Annotated in this window: 21 protein-coding genes; 5 read left to right on the top strand and 16 right to left on the bottom strand. The window is 62.5% G+C overall.

The window, feature by feature from the left end; all coding sequences use genetic code 11:
• Positions 1-40: 40 nt before the first annotated feature.
• From D1227_RS15920 to D1227_RS15880, 9 genes are all read right to left on the bottom strand, one after another.
• On the bottom strand, positions 41-925 hold the full coding sequence (locus tag D1227_RS15920) for a polyprenyl synthetase family protein (protein ID WP_119376887.1): 885 nt from the start codon (positions 923-925) through the stop codon (positions 41-43).
• A 10-nt stretch (positions 926-935) separates the two neighbouring features.
• A complete protein-coding gene (locus D1227_RS15915; protein WP_119376888.1) occupies positions 936-1,184 on the bottom strand; it encodes an exodeoxyribonuclease VII small subunit in 249 nt (82 codons plus the stop codon).
• Positions 1,185-1,256: 72 nt separating this feature from the next.
• The gene (locus tag D1227_RS15910; RefSeq protein ID WP_119405345.1) at positions 1,257-1,865 is read right to left on the bottom strand and encodes a histidine phosphatase family protein; all 609 of its coding nucleotides are present in this window, start codon (positions 1,863-1,865) and stop codon (positions 1,257-1,259) included.
• Positions 1,866-1,941: 76 nt separating this feature from the next.
• Complete coding sequence (locus tag D1227_RS15905; RefSeq protein ID WP_158586679.1) at positions 1,942-3,102, bottom strand: GNAT family N-acetyltransferase; 1,161 nt, start codon at positions 3,100-3,102, stop codon at positions 1,942-1,944.
• Positions 3,103-3,186: 84 nt separating this feature from the next.
• A complete protein-coding gene (lepB, locus tag D1227_RS15900; RefSeq protein WP_119376891.1) occupies positions 3,187-4,059 on the bottom strand; it encodes a signal peptidase I in 873 nt (290 codons plus the stop codon).
• Positions 4,056-4,370 (bottom strand): YbjQ family protein, encoded by a 315-nt coding sequence (locus tag D1227_RS15895; protein WP_119376892.1) that lies wholly within the window; start codon positions 4,368-4,370, stop codon positions 4,056-4,058. Before D1227_RS15895 ends, lepB begins: the two co-directional genes overlap by 4 nt.
• 12 nt (positions 4,371-4,382) lie before the next feature.
• A complete protein-coding gene (locus D1227_RS15890; protein WP_119376893.1) occupies positions 4,383-4,649 on the bottom strand; it encodes a hypothetical protein in 267 nt (88 codons plus the stop codon).
• 81 nt (positions 4,650-4,730) lie between these two features.
• Complete coding sequence (locus tag D1227_RS15885) at positions 4,731-5,795, bottom strand: MBL fold metallo-hydrolase (RefSeq protein WP_119405343.1); 1,065 nt, start codon at positions 5,793-5,795, stop codon at positions 4,731-4,733.
• A gap of 62 nt (positions 5,796-5,857) precedes the next feature.
• Positions 5,858-7,237 (bottom strand): L-serine ammonia-lyase, encoded by a 1,380-nt coding sequence (locus tag D1227_RS15880; RefSeq protein WP_119405342.1) that lies wholly within the window; start codon positions 7,235-7,237, stop codon positions 5,858-5,860.
• A gap of 118 nt (positions 7,238-7,355) precedes the next feature.
• Here D1227_RS15880 and D1227_RS15875 point away from each other — a divergent pair, with 118 nt between their 5' ends.
• The 5 genes from D1227_RS15875 (at position 7,356) to D1227_RS15855 (ending at position 14,759) form a co-directional block, all read left to right on the top strand.
• Positions 7,356-8,843, top strand: a complete 1,488-nt coding sequence (locus D1227_RS15875) for an amidase (protein WP_119405341.1) — start codon at positions 7,356-7,358, stop codon at positions 8,841-8,843.
• A gap of 91 nt (positions 8,844-8,934) precedes the next feature.
• Positions 8,935-10,218 carry a Xaa-Pro dipeptidase gene (locus D1227_RS15870; RefSeq protein WP_119405340.1) on the top strand — a complete coding sequence of 428 codons (1,284 nt, stop codon included), beginning with the start codon at positions 8,935-8,937 and terminating at the stop codon, positions 10,216-10,218.
• Positions 10,219-11,001, top strand: a complete 783-nt coding sequence (locus D1227_RS15865) for an enoyl-CoA hydratase/isomerase family protein (protein ID WP_119405339.1) — start codon at positions 10,219-10,221, stop codon at positions 10,999-11,001. It abuts the gene before it with no gap.
• A 277-nt stretch (positions 11,002-11,278) separates the two neighbouring features.
• Positions 11,279-13,612 (top strand): TonB-dependent receptor, encoded by a 2,334-nt coding sequence (locus D1227_RS15860; RefSeq protein WP_119405338.1) that lies wholly within the window; start codon positions 11,279-11,281, stop codon positions 13,610-13,612.
• A 142-nt stretch (positions 13,613-13,754) separates the two neighbouring features.
• A complete protein-coding gene (locus tag D1227_RS15855; protein WP_119377145.1) occupies positions 13,755-14,759 on the top strand; it encodes a zinc-dependent alcohol dehydrogenase family protein in 1,005 nt (334 codons plus the stop codon).
• Positions 14,760-14,866: 107 nt separating this feature from the next.
• Here D1227_RS15855 and D1227_RS15850 read toward each other — a convergent pair whose 3' ends face one another.
• The 7 genes from D1227_RS15850 to D1227_RS15820 form a co-directional block, all read right to left on the bottom strand.
• Positions 14,867-15,640, bottom strand: a complete 774-nt coding sequence (locus tag D1227_RS15850; protein ID WP_147373337.1) for a hypothetical protein — start codon at positions 15,638-15,640, stop codon at positions 14,867-14,869.
• 33 nt (positions 15,641-15,673) lie between these two features.
• Positions 15,674-17,257 (bottom strand): MFS transporter, encoded by a 1,584-nt coding sequence (locus tag D1227_RS15845; protein ID WP_119376901.1) that lies wholly within the window; start codon positions 17,255-17,257, stop codon positions 15,674-15,676.
• 174 nt (positions 17,258-17,431) lie between these two features.
• A complete protein-coding gene (locus D1227_RS15840) occupies positions 17,432-19,789 on the bottom strand; it encodes a bifunctional diguanylate cyclase/phosphodiesterase (protein ID WP_119405336.1) in 2,358 nt (785 codons plus the stop codon).
• A 145-nt stretch (positions 19,790-19,934) separates the two neighbouring features.
• A complete protein-coding gene (gene mmsB, locus D1227_RS15835) occupies positions 19,935-20,825 on the bottom strand; it encodes a 3-hydroxyisobutyrate dehydrogenase (protein WP_119405335.1) in 891 nt (296 codons plus the stop codon).
• Complete coding sequence (locus D1227_RS15830) at positions 20,825-21,859, bottom strand: enoyl-CoA hydratase/isomerase family protein (protein ID WP_119405334.1); 1,035 nt, start codon at positions 21,857-21,859, stop codon at positions 20,825-20,827. The genes mmsB and D1227_RS15830 overlap by 1 nt, the downstream gene beginning before the upstream one ends.
• Positions 21,856-22,995, bottom strand: coding sequence for an acyl-CoA dehydrogenase family protein (locus D1227_RS15825; protein WP_119405333.1), 1,140 nt, complete (start codon positions 22,993-22,995; stop codon positions 21,856-21,858). The genes D1227_RS15830 and D1227_RS15825 overlap by 4 nt, the downstream gene beginning before the upstream one ends.
• Before the next feature lie 62 nt (positions 22,996-23,057).
• A complete protein-coding gene (locus D1227_RS15820; protein WP_119405427.1) occupies positions 23,058-23,834 on the bottom strand; it encodes an enoyl-CoA hydratase-related protein in 777 nt (258 codons plus the stop codon).
• Position 23,835 lies beyond the last annotated feature (1 nt).

The following is a 23,835-nucleotide window of genomic DNA, read 5'->3' as shown; positions in this document are numbered from 1 at the left end:
TTCGTCCTTCGAGACGGGCTCTTTTCATTAAATTCGGAGTCTATCGCGTCCTGTCGAGAACATAATCAACTGATTGCAGCAGGATATTGGCCTTATCGCGAAAAATTGCGAGGTGCTGCTTGGCTTGCGCGGCAAGGAGACGCACGCGTTCGCGCGCGCCTTCAATGCCCAGTACTGTAACAAAATTGGCCTTCCCGGCGCTTTCATCCCGGCGCAGCGTCTTTCCGACAACGTCCTGATCACCTTCAGCATCGAGCAGGTCATCGGCAATCTGGTAGGCCAGTCCGAGGTCCTGGGCAAATCCGGCGAGCGCGTGGCGGGAATTTTCGCTCGCTCCGCCGATAATTGCGGCAGCCTCGACCGAATAGGAGATAAGCGCACCCGTCTTCAGGCGCTGCATCCGTGTAATCGTGTTGAGATCGCGCGGGCTTTCCTCTTCAAGCATGTCGATCATCTGGCCGCCGACCATGCCCTTTGCGCCAGCCGCATCTGCGAGCCGCTCGATCAGCCGCAGACGGACCATGGGATCGCCGTGCGTGTCCTCGCCCGACAGGATCTTGAAGGCCAGCGTCAGCAACGCGTCCCCCGCCAGCACGGCTGTCGCCTCGTCGAAAGCCTTGTGGACGGTTGGCTGGCCGCGCCGCAGATCGTCGTCGTCCATGCACGGCAGGTCGTCATGAACGAGGGAATAGGTGTGCACGCATTCCAGAGCCGCCGCTGCGCGCAGGAGCGCGGTCTCATCGGCATCGAATAGCGCACCGGTCTCGATGACGTAGAAAGGCCGCATCCGCTTGCCATTGGCGAGCGCTGCATGCCGCATGGCTCTCATCAGGTTCGCTTCCGGCCCCTGGGCGGGCGGAATGAGCTGATCGAGCGCCACGGTGACCTTGTCGGCGATTTCGGTCAGGCGCTGTTCGAATTCCATGCGGGCATCCTCAGTCGAAACTGGCGGGCTCGGTGCCGGGCTTGCCATCGCTGCCCTGCACGATCTGCTCAATCTTCAGTTCGGCTGATTTCAAACGCGACTCACAGTGCGCCTTCAGCTTGGCGCCCCGCTCATAGATCTCGATGGATTTCTCGAGTTCGACATTCCCGGATTCGAGTTTTCGGACGATTTCCTCAAGTTCCTTGAGGGCTTCTTCGAAACTCATTTTCTCGATTGCCTGTGCTGGCTTTTCGGCCATTCGTTCGCTCCCCGGGACTAAGAGAATGCGCGCACCCTAAGCAGGTGTTGGGCGCTGCACAATGGCGGCTATTCAAGATTTGCCGCGATATTCGTAAATCCGGTAACTCCAGTACTTGTCACCGCCGTCGCGCACACAAACCCAGCCAAGCCGGGCCATGGCCGGACGCAACATCCGGTTGAACCAGCCATGCGCGGCCAGGTAGACCTTGCCGTTAGCGGCCGCCTCATGCAGGCGGCTGGCCGCTTCCCTGGCCCGCTCGCGCGCCTGCCGGTTGCTTTCCCCATCAAGGCTATGCCCGTAAAGCCAGGCCGTCCGGGCGATCACATTCCAGGTTTTCGGCAGGTATTTGCGATTCTTGAAGCGGGGCGGCGGTAGCGGCGCCTCGCAGAAAACCTCATCGGTTTCAGGCTCCCGGTCGCTGGCCATGCGCGCCGTCTCTATGGCACGCGGCGCTGTCGAGCTGAGGATGATGTCAGCATCGGCCACCGCCTCTCGCAGATTGTCGGGCACAAGCTGGCCCGGAGCCAGGCTGCCGGCCTCATACTGATCCCACCAGTCGCGATACTCCCGCCAGTCCAGGCGCGGCCCGGCTGCGCGGTCCAGCGCCGGGCGTCCGTGACGGGACACGATAATCGGCCCGCGGGAACTTTTCTGTCTGTCAGTCTTGCTGGCAGCCATTCCTGATCAAGCCTCATACCCCGTCCGACGAGCCGACCATGCCTGTCCGGACGCGAACCATCAACAGGTTCAGCGATTAGTCGGCTTGGTAGGAGTCGGCAAGCTCCGTGGCTGCTCTTGTGCGGGAGAAGGCGTCGCGAAGCCCGAGGATACGCCCCATCGTGTCCGTTTCCGCCAGACATATCTGGTCGAGCCGGCGGCGCGCCTGGGTCATGACCCTGGCCACACCGCCGGGAATGTAGGTTTCGCCACTGCGCCAGGCCTGGCCGAGCAGCCGGTCGGGCCGGATCGCCAGCTCCCGTGCACGGATCACACCCGATCCGATGGGCAGCTGGTAGTTCGCATAATGGCGCTTGTAATGATCCATGCCGGGACCGGCGTCATAGATGGCCGGACCGTCCTTGCTCATCCTCTCCAGCATGTTTTGCACCAGCACGTTGCCTGGCGAATACCGGCTGAATTCCGGCTCAAACCCTGTAATCCAGCCGTGGACAACCTTGTCGGACTGCAGGACCAGCTCGCTGGCGGCATGCTGTCCATCGAAGTGGAGGCTGACAAGGCGCATTCGGAAACGCGGGCCCTGCGTGACCCGCAGCTGTTCCAGAAGGACGCGCACCCAGTCAGGCGACAGCACATCATGGCGGCCGGTGCGCCGGAACTGCTCCTGCTTCAGCAGGATGAGGCGCTCAAAGGTCTCATCGCTCGTGTCGTCGAACCGGAATTCCATAGTGGAGAAATCCCGCTCGATATTGCGCTCGAGACGCCGCATCTTCTTGAAATGTTTCGGCCAGCGTCGCGCCTGTTCTTCGAGATAGGCGTCCCAGTCGTCCCCGACATGGGTGATGTTGGCGCCCGAGATCGCAAGATGCGTCTCACTTTCAGCATCCTGCGGCATCCATCCGAATGCCGACATGCCAAGCAGGCCAACCCCGCGCAGGAAGGCCGCGGGCGTCAGGTCCGTCGAGGCAGACAGGACCGGGCCGTGCCAGTCCGAGAATGGGCCACCGATAGGACGGGCCCAGGCACCCGGCCGGCGATGCAACGCCCAGAAGCCGACCGGCTCGCCGCCCTCTTCAGCCACAGCGATCCGCGTGTCGTCGCGCAGGCCGCCGACAAGCCGCGCATAAATGGGATCGAAGAAGGGGTCGTCATAGATTGCGCGCGCATTGCGGAGTTCGGCAAACGAGACCCAGAGGTCTTCACTTACCTGCGCTGGTCGAAGCAGCCTGAACTTCATCTGTCCCATCCCTGATCACCCCATCGTGTTCAGGGCGCAGATCTGCAAGCGCCACGCCAGATTCGCCTGTTAGGAGAAACTTAACTATAGGCCGCGCCAGAGACGCTTTTTCATGCACGGCTCGGCTTGTGCCTTTGCACATGAATAGGTCGAGAAGAGCACCGTGTCGGCGCGCCCGATCAGGTTTTCAGCCGGGACAAATCCGACAGACGCCTCCTCCGGCGAGATGCCGCGGGGCGGTTCGCAGCCGGCCCGGTCAATCACGCCCTGTTCATTCGGCGGGCAGTGACCGGTCGTCGAGCGGCCATCCTCGGAATTGTCGCGATTGTCACCGATGAAGAGGTAGTGCCCCTCGGGCACTTCGAAGACCGGTGTCGTGTCGAGCGAGCGCATCTGGTTGTCGCCCTGCTGCCACTGATGCGTCAGCCAGGACTGGCCATTGATGGTCTCGCGGTATTCCCGCGCCGTCTCGGCATAGCTCTGCGTGTGCGGGACATAGCGGATGCGGCGCACGAAGTCGCGCTCGATCGGCTTGCCGTTGAGATAGAGTTGTTCGTCGATCATCTGCACCTGGTCGCCAGGCAGGCCAATGATGCGCTTGATCATCACGCGGTCGGTATGCGGGTGCATGAACACGGCGACGTCGCCGCGCTCTGGCTTGCCGCCGAAAACGCGCCCATCGCCTTCGGGCAGCAGGCGCCAGGCACCCCAGGGCAGGCTGTAGCGGCTGTAGCCATAAGCAAACTTGTTGACCGCCACCCGGTCTCCGACCTGCAGGTTCGGCACCATGCTCTCGGACGGGATCACCCGCTGCTCGTAGATCAGGAAGGAAAAGATGTAGAAGGCGGGGATGAAGATCGCGAGCGTAACGGCCCATTCGCGCGCTTCATGCAGCAGCTTGTCTTTCAGCGACCGTTTCTGTTCAGGCGCATCCGGGGTCTGGGAGGAGGTGCTCATTTGAGTCTGACGGCTGTTCCATAGGCGAGCAGCTCGGCAGAACCGCCCATGATCATTGATGTCGTTATGCGCATCGTGACGATGGCGTCGGCCCCAAGCCTTTGGGCGTCGTCTCGCATCCGGTCAAGGGCCTGTTCGCGCGCTTCTGCCATCAGCTTGGTGTATTCGGGCACTTCCCCGCCGACCAGGTTACGCAGCCCGGCCATGATGTCGCGACCGAAAAAGCGCGTGCGAACGACATTTCCGCGCACGATCCCGAGGACGTCCGCAACCTCCCGGCCGGGAACGCTGTCAGCCATGGTCACGATCATGGGCGTGGTCTCCTACTTGTCGACATTTTTCGAATAGTGGTCGTCTTCCTTGCTGCCCAGCCGGTCGGCGACGACCTTGATGAAGAGCAGGAGCAGGCCGAGGAAGACCAGCCCTGGCAGGGCGAACATCATGTAGAGCGGCATGCCGGTTTCAGCCGAGGCCTGGCCGACGGCAAAGCTCACGCCGAGCACGGTCAGGATGCCGTAAATCGCAGCGCCCGCTACAATCAGGCCTATGCCGATAACAAACAGGAAGCTTGTCGGCCCGCGTTCGTTCATGGTCGTCTCCCTTCGTGCAGAAGGAAGACTAGCGTCATGGCGAAACCATGGCGACCCACAATTTCTGTCGCAGGGAACGGCTCAAGCTGCGGTGTACCAGTCCACCCCGTCGCCATCGCGGCTGACAGTCGCTTCGCCGCGCCCGATGAGGCAGCGCAGGTGCGCGATGGCCTCTCCCGTCGCCATGGACAGGACATCGTCACCGATCGCCCGGCCGAAGATGGACGGGAATACGTCAATCACGCGCCGGGGCGCCTGGCCAAGACGCTGCTTCAGGCGGCGAAGCCCGACCTCATGCCCGCGGATCAGATCATCGAGGCGCTTGTGGGCGCCGCGGAAGGGCTCATTGTGCGCGGGAAGGATGAGCGCATCCTCCGGCACGTGTCCGCGAAGCTTCCGACAGCTGTCCAGCCAGTCCTTGAGCGGATTAGCCAGCGGCTCGGTCGGGTGGACCGAGACATTGGACGAAATACGCGGCAGCAGCTGGTCGCCTGAAATCATCACATTTTGTTCGGCGTTGAACAGGCAGGCATGCTCGGGCGAATGGCCCCGCCCCACAATCACCTGCCAGTCATGCCCGCCGAGGCGGATCGTCTCCCCGTCCACGAGCCTGCGATAGGCGTCCGGCATCTGGCTGACGCCGCGCCCGAACCCGCCGAAGCGGTCGCAATAGGTCTTGATCTGGTCTTCATTCCAGCCGGCGGCGCGGTAGAAATCGATCCCGGCCTGCGGCGCTTCGCGTCCCGTATCGGCGACCAGCATCCGGCAGGTGATGTATTCCAGCTGCGACATCCACAGCTCAGCGCCCGGGAATTTCCGGCTCAGCCAGCCGGCATTGCCGACATGGTCAGGATGCATGTGCGTAACGATGATCCGCCAGACGGGACGGCCATCAAGCTTTTGCTCGAAGATTTTCCGCCAGGCCTTCTTGGTATCGTCGAGCGGCATGCCCGTATCGACGATCGTCCAGCCGGCTTCGCCGTCATCAATGAGCCAGAGATTGATCCATTTCAGGGAAAACGGCAGCGGCATCCGAACCCAGTGCAGCCCGGGCAGGATCTCCAGCGTCTCGCCGGGCGCCGGTACGTCGCCAATCGGGTAATCCAGCCCTGCTCTGGCCGGTGTCTTGGTCTGAAATCCATCCATGCGTGCAGAATGACATGGTGCAAAACCGCCTCCAAGCGTGACCGCGGGTCAAGCTGTTGGTTTCAACAGGCAATCACATTGACCGCCAGGCCGCCCTTGCTGGTCTCCTTGTACTTCGACGACATGTCGATGCCGGTCTGGCGCATCGTCTCGATGACCTGGTCGAGGCTGACCTTGTGCTGGCCGGTCCCGTGCAGGGCCAGACGCGCCGCATTGGCGGCCTTCACCGCGCCGAACGCGTTGCGTTCGATACAGGGGATCTGGACGAGGCCGCCAACCGGATCGCAGGTCAGGCCGAGATTGTGCTCCATCCCGATCTCGGCTGCGACGCAGACCGCTTCGGCATCCGCGCCCCAGACCGCGGCCAGTCCGCCCGCTGCCATGGAGCAGGCGACGCCGACCTCGCCCTGACAGCCCATCTCAGCGCCGGAAATCGAGGCGCGCTGCTTGTAGAGCAGGCCGATCCCGCCCGCGGTGGTGAGAAACCGGCGCGCCTTGGTCCGGTCCAGCCTGCCATCATCATGACAGTAGTGACGGATGACCGATGGCAGGATGCCGGCAGCCCCATTGGTTGGTGCGGTCACGACCCGCCCGCCCGCAGCGTTCTCCTCATTCACGGCCATGGCGAAAACATTCAGCCAGTCGAACAGCTGCTCGCGCTCATTCGAGCCGGGATTGTCGCGGAGCTTGCGGTAGAGGCCCGGCGCCCGGCGGGAGACATCAAGACCGCCCGGCAGGACGCCGGTCTGGTTCAGCCCGCGGTCGATGCAGGCCATCATCGTATCAAAAATGCTGTCGAGGCGCTGGACCGTCTTGTCTCGTGCGCGCCGGGCATCCTCATTGTGAAGGACAAGCTCATCCACCCGCCAGCCTTTTGCCCGGCAGATCGAAACCATCTCACTGGCCGAGCCGAATGGATGCGGCGCGCCGCGGGCGCTGGCGACGACATCATCCCGGGCCGGCTTTTCCAGCTGCTTGCGAGACGCGATAAATCCGCCGCCGGTGGAGAAATACGTCCGTGAAAACGGGTCGTCTCCGCCTTCAGGTATCAGGTGCAGGACCATGCCATTGGGATGCAGATCGGGAACCGTATCGGTCTGGAAGACGATATCGCGCACCGGGTCGAAGGCGATTTCGGGCCCCTCAGCCAGCTTGATCCGCTTTTCCTGCGCCGTCTGCCTGAACAGGGTCTCGGCGGCTTCCGGATCGGCCGTTTCCGGCTTGAGGCCGATCAGCCCCAATATGACCGCCTTGTCGGTGCCGTGGCCGACACCGGTCAGCGCCAGCGACCCCTGCAGCTCGACCCTGACAGACCCGGCACCGGCGAGCTTTCCGGCCCGCGCCGCGTCCTGCATAAAACGCCGCGCAATCCGCATCGGTCCCACTGTATGAGAACTGGATGGGCCAAGGCCGATGCGAAAGAGATCCAGGATCGACAGCATAAGGGGGCTCCGGCGCGCAAGTGGTTGCGTTTGAAATCAATGGCTAGCTTGCGCTTGCCTTACGGACAAGGCGGGTGCAGCGTCACAGCAATAAAATGACCCGGGAGGAACTAGAACCATGACAAACCTGACCCGCCGCCACTTTCTGCGCGGTTCGGCTGCAACAGCGGCGTTGCTGCCTTTTGCTTCGGCCTGCGCCCCTGTCCGCGCGCTCAGCGCCACCAGCCTGCCTTCGGGCGATCTTGATGGCGTGCGCATGGCCGAGTTGATCGCGAACGGGGACATAACCTCCCTGGAGTTCACCAATGCGGCCATCGCCCGCGCCGAGACGGTCAACCCGCAGATCAACGCTATTGCGAGCGCGATTTATGACCAGGCCCGCGCGCAGGCTGCAGCGAGTCCCGAAGGCGCATTGGGCGGCGTGCCAACCTTCATCAAGGACCTCGCAAACTGGAAAGGCGCGCAGACCTATTATGGCAGCCGCGCCTTTGAGGGCTACATGCCGGACACCGACGACATTTTCCCGGCCAACTGGCGGGAGATGGGCGTGGTCGTCCTCGGCAAGTCGACAACGCCTGAAATGGGGCTCATCTCGTCGACCGAGCCGCTGGTCACCGGCCCGACGCGCAATCCGTGGGACCTCGATCGCATTCCGGGCGGCTCTTCCGGCGGGGCGGCTGCCCTGACAGCGGCACGCGTCGTGCCCTTCGCGCATGCCAGCGACGGTGGTGGCTCGATCCGTATCCCGGCGGCCTGCTGCGGCCTGTTCGGCCTGAAGCCATCACGCGGGGCGATCATCGAATCGCGAACCGAGGAAGGCATCGATCTCAGCGTCAATCACGCCGTGACGCTGACCGTGCGCGACAGCGCCGCCATCTTCGCCGCGGAGGAAAACCCCGATAGCGGCCTGCCCAAAGTCGGGCGCGTCATGGGCCCGTCCACGCGCCGGCTGCGCATCGCGTTCGCGCCTGAGCCGATCAATGGCGCCGCGCTTGACGCCGAAACGCGGACGGCCATCGAACGCACGGCGGAGCTCTGCCGCGGCCTTGGCCATGAGGTCATCGACTGGTCCATGCCGATCGACGGGAAGGAGTTCACCGACAACTTCCTGCTGCTCTGGGCGGCCGGCGCCTACGAGTTCGCGCAGGATGCCGCCGCCTATTTCGGCAAGCCGCCTTCGGAAGACATCGTCGAGCCCTGGACGCTCGGCCTTGTACAGGAATTTGCCCGGAAGGCCGACAAATTCGAGGATGCGGTCGCCTACCTGGCCGCGTTCGAGCCGCTCTATCATTCATGGTTCGAGGATTTCGACGTCATCCTGACCCCGACTGTCTCGACGCTGCCGCCGAAGATCGGCGTGCAGTCACCGACTGGACCGTATGACGAGGTCCGCAAGTCTGTTACGGACTTCGCTGCCTTCACCGCCCCGCTCAACGTGGCCGGTGCCGCCTCGATGAGCGTCCCGGTCCAGTGGACCGAGAGCGGCCTGCCGGTCGGCTCCCTCTTCTCGGGGCAGCGCGGGGATGACGGGCTTCTGCTCGCACTCGCCTATGAGCTGGAAGCGGCCCAGCCCTGGATTGACCGCAGGCCGGGCATTCTCGGCTGACCGCATATCCCGTCGCGCAACGTGCCTTGCCAGACCCTGAATCTGGCGACACGTTGCGCACCAATCCTTTTGACCCGACCGGAGTTCCGCCATGTCCCTTCGCCTCACTGCCCTGTCCGTCGCCGCGCTGAGTTTCGCCATGGGTGCACACGCTGAGAAGACGGTGCTGTCGGGCGGGAACATCATCGATGTCAGGACCGGCAATGTGATGACCGGCAATTCCATCCTGGTCGAGGATGGCCGGATCGTCGCCCTGGGCGGTGAGGATTCGCTTGGCCTGGACGGCACGGAGACGGTGATCGACATGAAGGGCGCCTACGTCCTGCCCGGCCTGTCCGACAGCCATGTCCACCTGACCAGCCGGCATGACGATCACGGCTATCGCAGCCTCGCCATATCGCTGCCGCGCGCGACGATTTCGGGGGTCGCCAATGCCGAGACGACGCTGAAGGCCGGATTCACCACGGTGCGAAATGTCGGGGCGGCCGGGTATTCCGACGTCGCCCTGCGCGATGCGATCATGGATGGTGAAATTCCGGGCCCGCGTGTCATCCCCGCCGGGGTGGCGCTTGGCATCACGGGCGGCCATTGCGACATGAACCTGCTGCCGAAGGAATATGATGCAACCTCGGAAGGCGTGGCCGACGGTCCATGGGCGGTGCGCCAGAAGGTGCGCGAGAACTTCAAGTATGGCGCCGAGGTCATCAAGTATTGCGGCACGGGCGGTGTCCTGTCCAAGGGCACGAAGATCGGTGCGCAGCAATTCACCGCCGAGGAGATGGCCGCCATTGTCGACGAGGCGCATGCCCTCGGCATGAAGGTGGCGGTCCACGCGCATGGCACCAAGGGCATCCGCACGGCCATCGAGGCGGGCGTCGATTCGGTCGAGCATGCCAGCCTGATCGACGATGAGAGCATCGCGCTCGCCAGGAAGCAGGGCACATACCTGTCCATGGACGTCTACGTATCCGACTTCATCCTGTCGGAGGGCGAGGAAGCCGGTATCCTGCCGGAGTCGCTCGACAAGGAGCGCGAAGTCGGCCGTGCGCAGCGCGAGAGCTTCAAGCGCGCCGTCGAGGCTGGTGCGAAGATGGCGTTCGGCACGGATGCGGGCGTCTACCAGCATGGCCTGAACGGGCGCCAGTTCGCCTATATGGTCGAGTGGGGCATGACCCCGCTTCAGGCGATCCAGGCGGCGACAATCAACAATGCCGACCTGTTCGGCATGGCCGATACCATCGGCGCCATCGAAGTCGGCAAGGAAGCTGACATCATCGCCGTCGGCGGCAATCCGCTGGACGATGTCCGTGAGCTTGAGGATGTCGACTTCGTGATGGCCGATGGCGTCGTTCACTCCAACGAACTGGGCGAATAGATGCCGGGACAGCTTCGGCTGGAAATTGCCGCGCCGGTCGCTGAGATCATCATCGATGCGCCAGCCCGGCGGAATGCCTTCAATATCGAGATGTGGGCCGCCCTGCCCGGCCTTATCGCCGAGGCAGAGGCCTCGCCGGAGGCCCGTGTCATCATCCTGCACGGCGGCGAAACCGGTCACTTTGCCGCCGGGGCCGATATCTCCGAATTCGAAACGATCTATGCCGACCGGGAGTCGGCCGCAAAGAGCCGGGACACAATTTCGGATGCGCTGGACAGGTTGGCCACGTGCCGAAAGCCCGTCATTGCGGCCATTGAGGGCGCCTGCGTGGGCGGCGGCGTCTCGCTGGCCCTGGCCTGCGATATCCAGATTGCAGCAGAAGACGCCCGGTTCGGCGTGACGCCGGCAAAACTCGGCCTTGTCTACCCGCCCGGCGACACACGGCGACTGCTCGCAGCCGTCGGCCCGGCACAGGCCAGGGACATCCTCTTCACCGGCGCGATTTTCGATGCCGGCCGGGCGCTGCGGATCGGACTGGTGGCTGAGCTTTGCGCGCCCGGGACGGCGCTGCAGACGGCGAAGGAAAAGGCTGCCAGGATCGCTGCGGTCTCCCAGTACTCGGTGCGGGAAATGAAAGAGATCATCGCCGCGCTCGGCTCGCCGGAGGGGCTCGATGAGACAGAAGGTCGCGAGCGGTTTGTACAGGCCGCCACTGGACCTGACTTCAGGGAAGGTTATCTCTCCTTCATCCAGAAGAGAAAGCCGGATTTCCCGACCGTCTGACCTTCATTTTCACAATCGTATCGATGGGTTCGTCGCGCTGCCCAGCCGACTTCGATCCTTCGCTCGCATATCGTCATAAACAGATGGATAGACGTTAATGTGATGCATCATTGCATCACTGTGACTGGCGCAGCAGCATGTGACCGCATGTCTCCATTGCATATCTGTATAAATGAAACATATGGCTGCGGAGCGGAATCGCCTCGGTGATTCACTCGGAAACGGACCCGTCAACGATCGGTCCGAAAAACAACATAAAACCATTAGGGAGACCTCAATGCAGCGCAAATCCATCCTCCTGTCCGGCGTAGCTCTGGCGACCGCTTTCAGCGCCCTGCCCGCCATCGCACAGGAGAGCGACAGCGACCGTGAAACGGCCGTCGACCGCGTTCTTCAGAAAGTCACTGTTTCGGCGACGAAGAAGAAGGACGTTGAAGACGTCCAGGACGTTCCGATCGCGGTCACCGCATTCAATGCCGACACGCTCGACGCCCTGAACGTAACGACGATCGAAGACCTCAGCTTCACCTCGCCAAACGTCTCGCTCGACGATGTCGGCACGGCGCGCGGCACGGCAAACTTCGCCATTCGCGGCCTCGGCGTGAACTCATCCATTCCGTCCATCGACCCGGCTGTTGGCGTCTTTATCGACGGCGTCTATCTCGGCGTGAACAACGGCGTGGTTGTCGACCTGTTCGACCTGGAGAGCGTTGAAGTCCTGCGTGGCCCGCAAGGTCTTCTCTTCGGCCGCAACACGACGGGCGGCGCACTGGTCGTCAACACCGCCAACCCGACCGACGACTTCACCTACAAGGCCCGCGCGACCTTTGACGGTCCGATCGACGACGATCGCGGCGGCCTGAACTCCACCATCCAGGCAACCGTTTCCGGCCCGCTGGTCGAAGGCGTCCTGAACGGCAAGATCGGCGCCTACTACAATTCCGACGCCGGCTACTTCAAGAACCTGTATGACGGCGACAATCACGGCGAAGCCCAGACCGCCATCTACAAGGGCGCGCTGGAGTACTTCCCGACCGAGCGGCTCACCGTCCTGCTCAAGGCCGAGTATGGCGACAGCCGCGTCGATGGCCCGACCGGCCAGAACCGCTCTTACTTCGATCGCGACAGCTTCGACTTCTCGATCAACAATCCGGGCTTCGGCGAGTCGGAAACGATCCTCAGCTCGCTGCGCACCGACTATGATGTCGATTTCGGCAACGGTCAGATCACCAACATCCTCGGCTACCGCAAGTTCACGTCCGACACGTCGGGCGATATCGACGCGACGCCGTTCACCCTGTTCCACTCCGGTTCCGAACTCGCACAGGAACAGATCTCCAACGAGCTGCGCTATGCTGGCACGTTCGGCAAGACCGACCTGACGACGGGTGTCTACTACTTCAACCAGACAGTCGACTATACGGAAATCCGTAACCTGCCGACCACGCGCCCGGCAGCCCTGCCGGCCTCCATTCCGTGGCAGTTCTACGGCGGCGGCAGCCAGGACCACACCGTGTATGGCGTCTTTGCCAACGTCGACTACTCGATCACGACGGACCTGATCGCGACGGTCGGCCTGCGCTATTCGTCAGAGGAAAAGGACGCAGACGTGACCTATATCCGTCCGCGCTTCGAATGCTCGGTCGTTGACGGCACCTGCCCGGTCGATGGCAACAATGCGCTCCTCGGCGCTGTGGGCGCCACCGAGCCGAACGGCTTCTCCGATGGCGACGACTGGTCGAACTGGACGCCGAAACTCGGCCTGCAATACTTCTGGGCCGACAATTTCCAGACCTATGGTACCTATACCAAGGGCTTCCGTTCGGGCGGCTACAACTTCCGGATCACGGACGTTGGCGTCTTCCTCGGACAGATCGTTCCGCAAACCGGTGACTTCGGCTTCGACGAAGAGGAAGTCGACGCTTATGAAATCGGCTTCAAGTCGAGCAGCGAGGATGGCCGCGTCCAGTTCAACGGTGCAGCCTTCCTGACCAAGATCTCCGACATGCAGCGTGAGGTGAACACGGCCGGTCCGTCCGGCGTCGTGCAGAACATCCTCAACACGGCAGACGCGACGATCACGGGTGTCGAAGTCGATGGCCGCTGGGCAGCGACCGACAACCTGCTCTTCACCTTCAATGCCGGCCTGATCGATGCCGAGTATGACGATGTCCGTTTCGACATCAGCGGCGATACCGTGGTCGACCAGCGTGACGAGGCCCTGGAACTGCCGCGTGTGCCGCAGGTGACCTATGGCTTCGGCTTCATCCACGACACCGATCTCGGTGACATGGGTTCGCTCGTCTCGACGCTGAACATGCAGTATCGTGACCGCATTGCCTACACCGACAGCAATTTCGGCTGGGTGCAGGGCACGACACAGCTCGCGGCAGACTTCACCTGGGAGACCCCATATGAAGGCTTTGCCGTTTCGCTCTTCGGCGACAACCTGCTCGACGAAGTGCAGGTCGGCAACGACACCCAGCTGCCCTTCCCGGGGCCGCTCTCCAACGGCGTTCAGTCGCCCTTCCAGGCCCTGCCGGGCGGCGGCACGTTCAGCCCGCTCAAGAAGGGCCGTGTTGTCGGCGTGGAATTCACGCTGGCGCGCTAAGGCGACCCACAATTCGACAGGATGGGGCGGCAGAGCGATCTGCCGCCCTTTTCTTTTGCGCCAGCCGGACGAGTTCCTTCTTGGCTGTCGCAGCGGCAGCGATGCTTGGTGTGATTCAAACACCTTCAAGGGAGATACGATCATGAAAGTTGCAGCAGTCAAGAAACCGGGCGGCCTGGAGAACCTGAAGATCGAGGAACGTCCCGATCCGAAGCCCGGCCCGGGCGAGATCCTTGTCCGGGTGCGCGCCAGTTCGCTCAACTATCATGACTTTGTCGTCGTCATGGGCGGCATCCCGACCCCGGACGGCCGTATCCCGATGTCGGATGGCGCAGGCGATGTTGTCGCCGTCGGCGAGGGCGTCACCCGCTTCAAGGAGGGCGACAAGGTCCTCTCGACCTTCTTCCCGAACTGGCATTCCGGCCCGATTGGCGCCGCCGGATTTGCCAGCGTGCCGGGCGATGGCGATGACGGCTTCGGCGCAGAACTCGTCGCCGCCTCGCAGGAAGCGTTCACGCGCATGCCCGACGGCTATTCCTATGCTGAGGCCGCGACGCTGACCTGTGCGGCCCTGACCGCCTGGCGCGGCATGTTCGTCGAGAACAAGGTCAAGCCCGGCGACTGGGTGCTCACGCAGGGCACGGGCGGGGTCTCGATCTTCGCGCTGCAATTTGCCAAGGCGGCGGGCGCGCGCGTCATCGCGACATCCTCCTCGCAAGAGAAGCTCGACAAGCTGAAGGCGCTCGGCGCCGACCACCTGATCAATTACAAGGAAACGCCCGAATGGGGCAAAAAGGCCTTCGAGCTGACCGGCGGGCGCGGCGTTGATGAGGTCGTCGAGATTGGCGGCCCGGCCACCATGGCGCAATCCATCGCCGCCGCTCGTGTCGGCGGGCATATTTCACTGATCGGCGTGCTGACGGGTGTCTCAGGCGAAGTGCCGACCGCGGCGTTCTTTTCCAAGAACCTTACCATGTCCGGCATCACCGTCGGCTCACGCGCCCACCAGGAAGACATGATCGCCGCCATCGAGGCGAACGGCATCAAGCCGGTGATCTCCGACAGCTTCCCGCTCGACAAGATCGCCGAGGCCTTCGGTCACCAGGCCGCGCAGAAGCATTTCGGGAAAATCGTGCTGGAGATCTAGGCCGGCAAGGAAAGCCTCATGGTGAGCGATGTCAAACCACAAGGCTCCCCGATGAAAACCAGACACCCTCGTCCTTTGACTTCGCTCAGGATGAGGGTGTTTTTTCATCAGTTCACCGAGGTGAACTCAGCCCCGGTCTTCTCGAAATAGTCGCGCCAGAAGGCTTTCACATCGCTCATCGGCAGGTCGTATTCCTGGCGCGGGACAACGCGGGCGACGATCTCGACACCGTCCATTTCCGGCACCTGGTCGGCAAGGCGGGTCTTCGAGAAGGCGTCCTTGTCGGTCCCGGTCTTGTAGAAGGAGAACTCGCCGGAATGCTGCATCAGGTCCGAGATGAGGATGATGCGGCGATCCCCGCGCGAGGCCCGGAAATCAGCCCGGTCGGCAATGGAATAGACCGCCTCGAACAGCGGTGAGCTCGGCTGGCGCTTGTCCATAAGCGCCTTCTCAATCTCATCAGAAAGCGGCTCATAGAAGGTCTCGCGCCAGGTGTCCTCGATCATGCGGGGGTTCTGCAGGAAAGGGTTGGCATGTTCGGCCGAGCCCGGCGAGCAGTGGCTGTAGACGATCTTCGCGTCATATGGATCGGCCGAATTCGGCGTGACGACGGTCAGCCGGCCAAAACGCGGCAGGGTGCGCGCCTCGCTGTCGATGAATTCTGCGACCCATCCCAGGTCGTTCGGATTGAACGGGTCCGACTGGTCGATCATGACCACCGTGTGCGCCGGGTCCTTGCGGTCCATGCGGCAACCGGTTTCCGGCGTTGTTGCCGGGCTCGCGCTGAAGGCGGCGAGGGCAAACAGGCCAAACACGCTGGCCAGCATCGCCCCGATCATGCCCCGCCAGAACCAGGGGCCCTTTTCTCTCGACCTAGCCATGACTGAGACTCCTTCCCGTCTGACGGCTTGCTATCAGGCGCTTTTCGCCTGGTGTTCCTGACGCTGGTGATGCTGCTTGTCGCGCATCGCCTGGATGTGTCCGCCCACGCGCTCCTCGATGGAGGAGAGGCCCTTCTGGACCTGCTGGATATGGCTTTCCATCCACTCGCGCACGATGTTCAGCGCCTGGATGTTGTTCTCGATCGCCTTGATTGCCGCATTGGCCTGCTCGCGCTCTTTCTGCGTGTCGAGCGGCGGGATGTTCGGCGTGACGATCTCGTCGAAATAGGCGGGCACGGCGGCCTGTTCGCCCAGCTTGTCCCGGCAGGCATTACGCGCGCGGCGATGGGCCTGGCGGTAGGCAACCTTGAGCGAGCGCTCCTGGTCCCCGGCCCGGGCGGCGATCTCGACGGCAATGTCGCGGCGCGTCTCAAGCAGGTTCATGGCCTTCTCGATCTCGCGCTTGGCGGCAAGGTGGCGCTGCTGCTGGGTCTCGAACCAGATGCGCGAGCGGGTGAAGAAATCCGACAGGTCGTCGCGCACGCCATTGCGCACCTGCTGGCGCTTCTCATAGGCCGCGCGCTCCTTGCGCCAGACCCGGCCATAACCCGGGAAGCGGTCGGAGATGCGGTCATAACCCTCATAGAGCGCAATCGCAAAGACGGTGAGGCCGATCAGCAGGAGGCCAATCGCGACAAGGCTGTCGAGGCCGAAAATGTTCGGGAACATGTCGGCGATCACCGCTGAAGGCGAAATCGCGAACATGGAGAAACCGGCGAGCGAGCCTTCTGCCAGCGCATCATGCAGGGCGACCTCCACGGCATCGCGGAAGTGGGCGACGAAGAAATTCACGAACAGGCCGCACGCGACGCACACGCCCGCGACGATCCCGCCGAGCACCTTCATGTATGTTTCTGGATGGTTGAGGTTTCTGAGGCCGACAAAGCCGCCAACTACGCCGAAGAGGACGTTTACAGCGGAAATACCGAAGGCGACCATCATGCCGCCCAGCAGGCCGGACGACTGCGCATCCTTGAACAGCAGCGCGTTGAAACAGCCTTCGACGATCATGATAAAGATCAGGATCGCGATCGCCTGTTCGACATTCTTCTTGATGTCGGGCGTGCGTTTCTGGAGCTGGTCGCCGAAGCGTTGCTTGAAGCTTTCCAGCTCGACCACCGTGGCTTCGTGATGCGCCTTGGCGTCGGTCGAATCGTCGAATTCGTAGTGACGGTACTCGCTTTCCTCGGCCTTGATCGCTTCCTTCAGCTGCTCGGGATAGATAGCGCCCGGCGTGCAGTCGGAAATGAAGTTGCGCACGGAGGCCGACGTGGCACTCATCCAGGTCTTCAGGCCGCGGCGCACGCGCTCGGCCTTTTCGGCGATCTGCTGTTCGCGCTCGCTCCACTGGTCCTCAGTGATCGATTCAGACGTCGGGATCCCGTCCTGGGCATCCTTGCGGGCCACCCGACGGGTGACCATGCGCGAAAAGCCCAGTTCGCCATCCTTGAGCGAGCCTTTCAGCCCGTGCTGGTTCTGCTCAACCTTCGGATCGAGTGGCTTGACCGGTTTCGTGTAGCCAAGTTCCGCGCCCCAGCGCACCTGTTTCTTCAACATGCCGGACCCTCTTAACAATAGCCCCAGTACGGTTAACGATTACCGGGAAATTGCGCGCGGAGGCTTAACAGAGTGCTAAGCCCCGAGGGACCGCCACCAGCCGGGCGCTGGGACGCTTTGACTTCTCAGGCTTTTTTGGCCGAAGCCGTCCTGTTTGTTACAGAAAGCTAATTTTCACGAGGCGTTGGCAAGCTTCGAAATGACCATGCCGTCCACGTCCAGCGGGGCTGGACGGCTGAGCAGGAAGCCCTGAAGCTCGCTGCAATGGGCCTCGATCAGCCTCTTCGCCTGCGATTCGGTCTCTACCCCTTCTGCCACCACGGGAATGGACAGGCTCGAACCAAGATGCAGGATGGCGTCCACAATCGCCTGGGCCTTCTTGTCACTCTCCATGGACAGGACGAACGACTTGTCGATCTTGATCCGGTCGAAGGGGAATTGCTGGACAAAGCGCATCGATGAATAGCCGGTACCGAAATCATCAAGGGCGATCTGTACGCCAAGCTTCTTGAGCCGCTCGAGGATGCGGGCCGCGACAATCGTGTTCTGGATCAGACAGGTCTCGGTAATCTCGAGCTCCAGCCGGCTGGCGTCCAGCCCGCTCTTGCGAAGCGCATCACGGACGGTGGCATACAGCTTCGGATCGAGGAACTGGCGGGCAGACAGGTTCACCGACACGCTGACCTTTTCCTTCCAGCGCGCGGCCGCCTCACAGGCTGTGTAGATCGACCAGCGGCCGATATCCTGAATGATCAGGCTCTGCTCGGCGACTTCGATGAATGCACCCGGCATGACCAGGCCATGACCTGGCCGGTTCCAGCGAATGAGCGCTTCGAATCCCAGCACCCGCGACGTCCGCGAGCACACTTTGGACTGGTAATGGAGGACGAATTCTTCTGCGCGCACGGCCCGCTCGAGGTCCGCTTCCAGTTTGCGTTTTGTCTCGGCCTGGGCGTGCAGCTCGCTGTCATAGAAGCGCGCCGTTCGCCGGCCGCCATGCTTGGCGACGTAAAGAGCCCGGTCGGCTGCCTTGAGCAAGGCAGCAGGGTCTTCCCACATCAGGCCCGACGCAATACCGACACTGGCCCCTGAGCGAATTGTAACCGCACCATAGCGTATCGGGCGCGACAGGCTCTGGACGCATGCCTCGCCGAGCGCGAGGAGCGCTTTCTCATCCTTGCCATCAGGGTAGATGACCGCAAACTCGTCGCCGCCGAGGCGCGAGACAATGGCATCCTTGCCAAAGGTGATCCGCAGCCGCTGGGCAGATTCCTTGAGCACCGCATCACCGGCCTCGTGGCCAAACTGATCATTCACGTCCTTGAACTCATCGAGGTCGACCAGGAACACGCTGAAGTCCCGGATGGCCGGCGCGTTCTGCGAGGTACGCTCGTCGAGCGCTTTCTGGAAAGCGGCGCGATTGGGCAGCTGGGTCAGCTGATCGAGATAGGCCAGCTCGCGGATGTGGGCTTCGTTTCGGATACGGTCGCGCAGGTCGTAGAGACTGACGGCGACAAGGCCGCGACCGCTGTCTTCAAGATCGCGCACGCTGAGGTCGACGGGGATTGCCTCGCCGGCACACTGGATTTCATGTTCGCAGACCGTATCCGGCCCTGTCCTCAGGGGGTCGAGACCGATCAGGTTTACGGCCTGTGCGCCAACCAGGGCGTCCCGCGGGGTGCCAAGAAGGGCGACAGCCGCTTCATTCACCTCGACGACAACACCATCATCGCGGACAACCAGGATGGCTTCCGATGCGGCATTGACCAGCAGGGACATTGTGCGCTGTTCGCGAAAGCGGAAGCTGGAAAGGACGGTGTCCCAGCCGGCGGCGACCGAAGCGGCGATAATCGCGGCGGCAACACCGAGGACGACCCAGCTGCCGAGCGTTGCAGGCGCAATCTCCCAGCCTGCCTGCGCAAATCCGTCGAGCGGAACGACCGTCATCGCGGTCATGCCGATGAAGTGGAGCGACGCGACCGCCGCCATCGATGTCCCGAGCGCTGCCACGTTGCGCGCCTTGCTTTCGGTGCTGAGACTGAAATAGGTCGCGGAAAACAGCGCCAGTGCGGCGACAAACGAGGTGATCACATAGCCGGTGTCGAACTCGATGAGCGCTGACGCCTTCAGGGCGCCAACGCCATAATAGTGCATCGTGGTGACGGTGATCGTCGCCAGCAATGCGCAGGTCGCGCGGCGAAGCGGCGTCATCGCGCCAATCAGGATCTGGCTCGTGGCGAGGAAACCCGACAGGGCGATCCCGGCCGAGAGAAGCGTCGTCAGACCGTCGAATTGGAAGGCAAATCCTGGCCGATACCCCAGCATGGCAACGAAGTGGGTGGCCCAGATTCCAATGGCGGTAACCGCGCCGGACAGACCGGCCCAAATGCGCTGGCGCATGCGCGTCTCTGCAAGAACGCCGCGCTGGTAAACGATGACCGAGCAGACTGAGCCGGTTGCCAGAACAAGAATGGCGGCCAACACATAAAGCAGGCCATGCTCGCCTGTTACACATGAGAGGATTTCATACATGCCTAGCAGCTGTAGGGCGCTATCATGTATTATGTATTAAAACGCATGCTTTTCAGTGGGTTAATAGATACGCCACGTACTTTAACCACGCCAGGTACGCCCGTTGACGCCCGGCCGCTGACCAGCCTTGCCCCGCGATACTGGATCAGATCTCGCCCCTGATCCGCTTCATGACGCCCGAGAAGTCGAGACCGGCATGGCCGTCCTCATCGAGCTTTGCATAGATTTCCCCGGCATGATGGCCAAGCGGGGTCGACGCCCCTGCCCCTTCCGCCGACGCCAGCGCCAGCTTGAGGTCCTTCAGCATCATGGCCACGGCAAAACCAGGCTTGTAGTCGCGGTTCGACGGCGCGGCCGGCACAGGCCCCGGAGCCGGACAATAGCTCGTCATCGACCAGCACTGGCCAGAGGCCGTGGAGGAAATATCGAAGAAGGTGTGCGCATCGAGACCCAGCTTTTCGGCAAGATTGAAGGCCTCGCAGGTGCCGATCATCGAGATGCCGAGCAACATGTTGTTGGCGATCTTGGCGACCTGGCCATTACCCGCCCCGCCGGCATGAAAGACATTCTTCGCCATCTTCTCCAGCACGGGCTTAGCGCGCGCATAGCCCTCGTCAGGCCCGCCGACCATGAAGGTCAGCGTCCCGCCTTCAGCCGCCGCGACGCCCCCGGAGACTGGCGCATCGAGATAGATGAAGCCGGCCGCCTCAGCCTTCTTCGCAGCCTCACGGGCTTCCTCCACAGCGATGGTCGAGCAGTCGAGAAACAGCGTCCCCGGCTTCGCATTCGCGGCAACGCCATTATCGCCGAAATAGACCTGGTGAACATGCTTGCCCGCTGGCAGCATGGTCACAACGACATCAACGTCGGACACGGCATCGGCGACCGAGGTCGCAGCCGTCGCGCCAGCGCTGACGGCCTGCTTCACCGCGTCGTCATTCAGGTCGAACGCCGCCACCTCATAGCCGCCCTTGGCGAGGTTTGCGCACATGCCGGAGCCCATATTCCCGAGCCCGATGAAAGCCAGCTTGCTCATCATTTCTCTCCGATGAATTTGAGTTCGTCTTCGCCTAGCGTCTCAAAGAAGGTGTTCAGGATGACCGGACGCACCTCTTCCAGGCTGCCCGGGGTCCAGTCCGGCTTGTTGTCCTTGTCAATCAGCACCGCACGTACGCCTTCGTGAAAGCTCTTGGTGAGGACGAGCCGCGAAGCGATACGGTACTCCATGCGCATGTTCTCGCGGAAGTCCTTGCACTGGCCGCCTTCGTGAAGCTGGCGGTGGGCGATCTTGAGCGTGAGCGGTGACTTCTTCTTCAGCCCGGCCGCCTGCCCTTGCGCCCAGTCGCTGCCGGCTTCGAGGCAGCTCATGATCTCCTCGACACTCTGCTTGGCAAAGCAGGCATCGATCTCGGGGATGTGATCGGTGAAACTCGCCCCAGCCTCGGTCTTCAGGCCATCGAGCGCGGAGATGCCCGCTTCGCACAGCCGGTCAGCCAGTCCGTCCGTCTCTTCAGCAAAATGTGTCGCCACACCGACCGCCAGCACGTCCTCGCCCTTCAGCCGCTCACCGGTCAGTGCCAGCCACATGCCCAGCTCACCCGGCAGGCGCGGCAGGAACCAGCCGCCGCCGACATCCGGGAACAGGCCAATGCCCGATTCAGGCATGGCGAACAGCGTGTTCGGCGTCGCGACGCGATAGTCGCCATGCACCGAGATGCCGACACCGCCGCCCATGGTCACGCCGTCGATGATCGCGACATAAGGCTTGGGGTATTCCTTGATCAGCGTGTTGAGACGGTACTCGCCTGCAAAGAATTCGCGCGCTTCCTTGCCGTCCTTGGCCCCGGATTCGGCCAGCATGCGAACATCGCCGCCCGCGCAGAAGCCGCGCGTGCCCTCGGCATGATCAACGACAATCAGCTCGACACTCTCATCGACTTCCCATCTCACGAGCGCATCCGTCATGCGCTTGACCATGTCGGAATTCAGCGAGTGCAGCGCCTTTGGCCGGTTCAGCGTGATCCGCCCGGCCCGGCCCTGCTTGCGTGCGATGACTGTCGGTTCGCTCATACCTGCCCCTTCATCATTTCACGCGCGACGATGACGCGCATGATTTCATTGGTGCCTTCCAGGATCTGGTGAACGCGAAGGTCGCGCACGATCCGCTCGACTTCATAGTCGCCGAGATAGCCATAGCCGCCATGCAGCTGCAGCGCGTCATTCGCGACCTTGGATGCTGTGTCGGTGACAAAGCGCTTGGCCATGGCGCAGAACTTGGTCTTGTCCGGCGCATTCGCATCGACCTTGCGGGCCGCGTCGTAGAGCAGCGAGCGGGCCGCGGCGAGTTCGGTCTCCATGTCGGCGAGCTTGAACTGTGTCGCCTGGAAATCGATGATGGCGCGGCCAAACTGCTTGCGTTCCTGCACATAGGCAAAGGCCCGGTCGAGCGCGTCCTGCGCGCCGCCAAGGGCGCAGGCGGCGATGTTGAGCCGGCCGCCATCAAGCCCTGCCATGGCAAACTTGAAGCCATTGCCCTCGTCGCCCACCCGGTTCGTCGCCGGGATACGGCAGTCATCGAAATTGACCATGGCCGTCGGCTGCGCGCGCCAGCCCATCTTGTCTTCATGCTTGCCGAAGGAGAGGCCCGGCGCGTCCTTTTCGACAATGAAGGTCGAGACGCCCTTCGCGCCGCCATCGGCCGTCCGCGCCATCACGACATAGATATCCGAAAAGCCCGCGCCCGAAATGAAGACCTTCGCGCCATTGAGGACGTATTCGTCGCCGTCGAGCTTCGCCGTCGTCTTGAGGCTGGCCGCGTCGGAGCCTGCGCCCGGCTCGGTCAGGCAGTAGGAGGCGATGAGGTCTGTGGCCGTCAGCCGCGGGACATATTTCGCGCGCAGCTGGTCATGGCCGAAACTGTCGATCATCCACGTCGCCATATTGTGGATCGACAGGAAGGCCGCATGGCTGATGTCGCCGCGCGAGAGCTGCTCAAAGATCAGCGCCGCGTCGAGCCGCCCAAGGCCGGAGCCGCCATGCTCCTCACCAGTGTAGATCCCGCCAAAGCCAAGCTCGCCCAGCGCGACCAGCTTGGCGCGATCCATATGCCCCGCCTTGTCCCATTCGGCCGCGTGGGGACGCAGCTCGCTCATGGCGAAATTCTTCGCCATGTCGGAAATCATCGTCTGTTCTTCGTTGAGGATCATCTTCTCATACCCACTTCAGTCTCATCGGTTCGCGACCGTCTTACGCCATTGCGGCGCCGACGTCAGGAATCCTTGAAGTCGGGCGCCCTTTTCTCGCTGAACGCGGCCATGCCTTCCTTCTGATCATGTGTTCCGAACAGGCCCTGGAACAAGCGCCGCTCGAAGCGAACGCCTTCCGTGGTCGGGAGCTCCAGAGCACGGCCAACCATCTCCTTGGCGGCCATGATGGATGGGATTGAGAAACCGGCAATCGCTTCAGCGGCTTCCATCGCCAAACTCATCAGATCATCATGCGGCACGACGCGGCTGACGAGGCCGATCCGGTCGGCTTCCTCGCCATCGATCATCCGTCCCGTCAGGACGAGATCCATCGCCTTTGCCTTGCCGATCGCCTTGGTGAGACGGATCGAGCCGCCCATGCCAGGCGTCACGCCCAGCTTGATTTCCGGCTGTCCAAACTTCGCCTTTTCCGACGCGATGATGAGGTCACACATCATGGCAAGCTCACAACCGCCGCCGAGCGCGAACCCATTCACCGCCGCAATCACCGGCTTGCGGCAGGCCGCGAACCGGTCCCAACCCGCGAAGTAGTCCTCGACATACATGTCGGAGAAGCTTTGCGGCTGCATCTCCTTGATGTCTGCGCCCGCCGCAAAGGCCCGGCCCTCACCCGTCAGCACGCTGACGGCGATGTCCTTGTTGCGGTCGATCTCACCGAAGACATGGGCGACTTCCGCCATGACTTCAGCGTTCAGCGCATTCAAGCTGTCGGGACGATTGAGCGTGACGAGAGCAATCCGGTTGGAATGCTCGAAGGTGATCGTGTTGTAGCTGGTCATG

The organism is Henriciella mobilis, from assembly GCF_003576315.1.
Taxonomy (GTDB): Bacteria; Pseudomonadota; Alphaproteobacteria; order Caulobacterales; family Hyphomonadaceae; genus Henriciella; species Henriciella mobilis.
The sequence above is the reverse complement of the archived record's forward strand: the minus strand, read 5'-3'. Positions and strand labels throughout refer to the sequence as shown.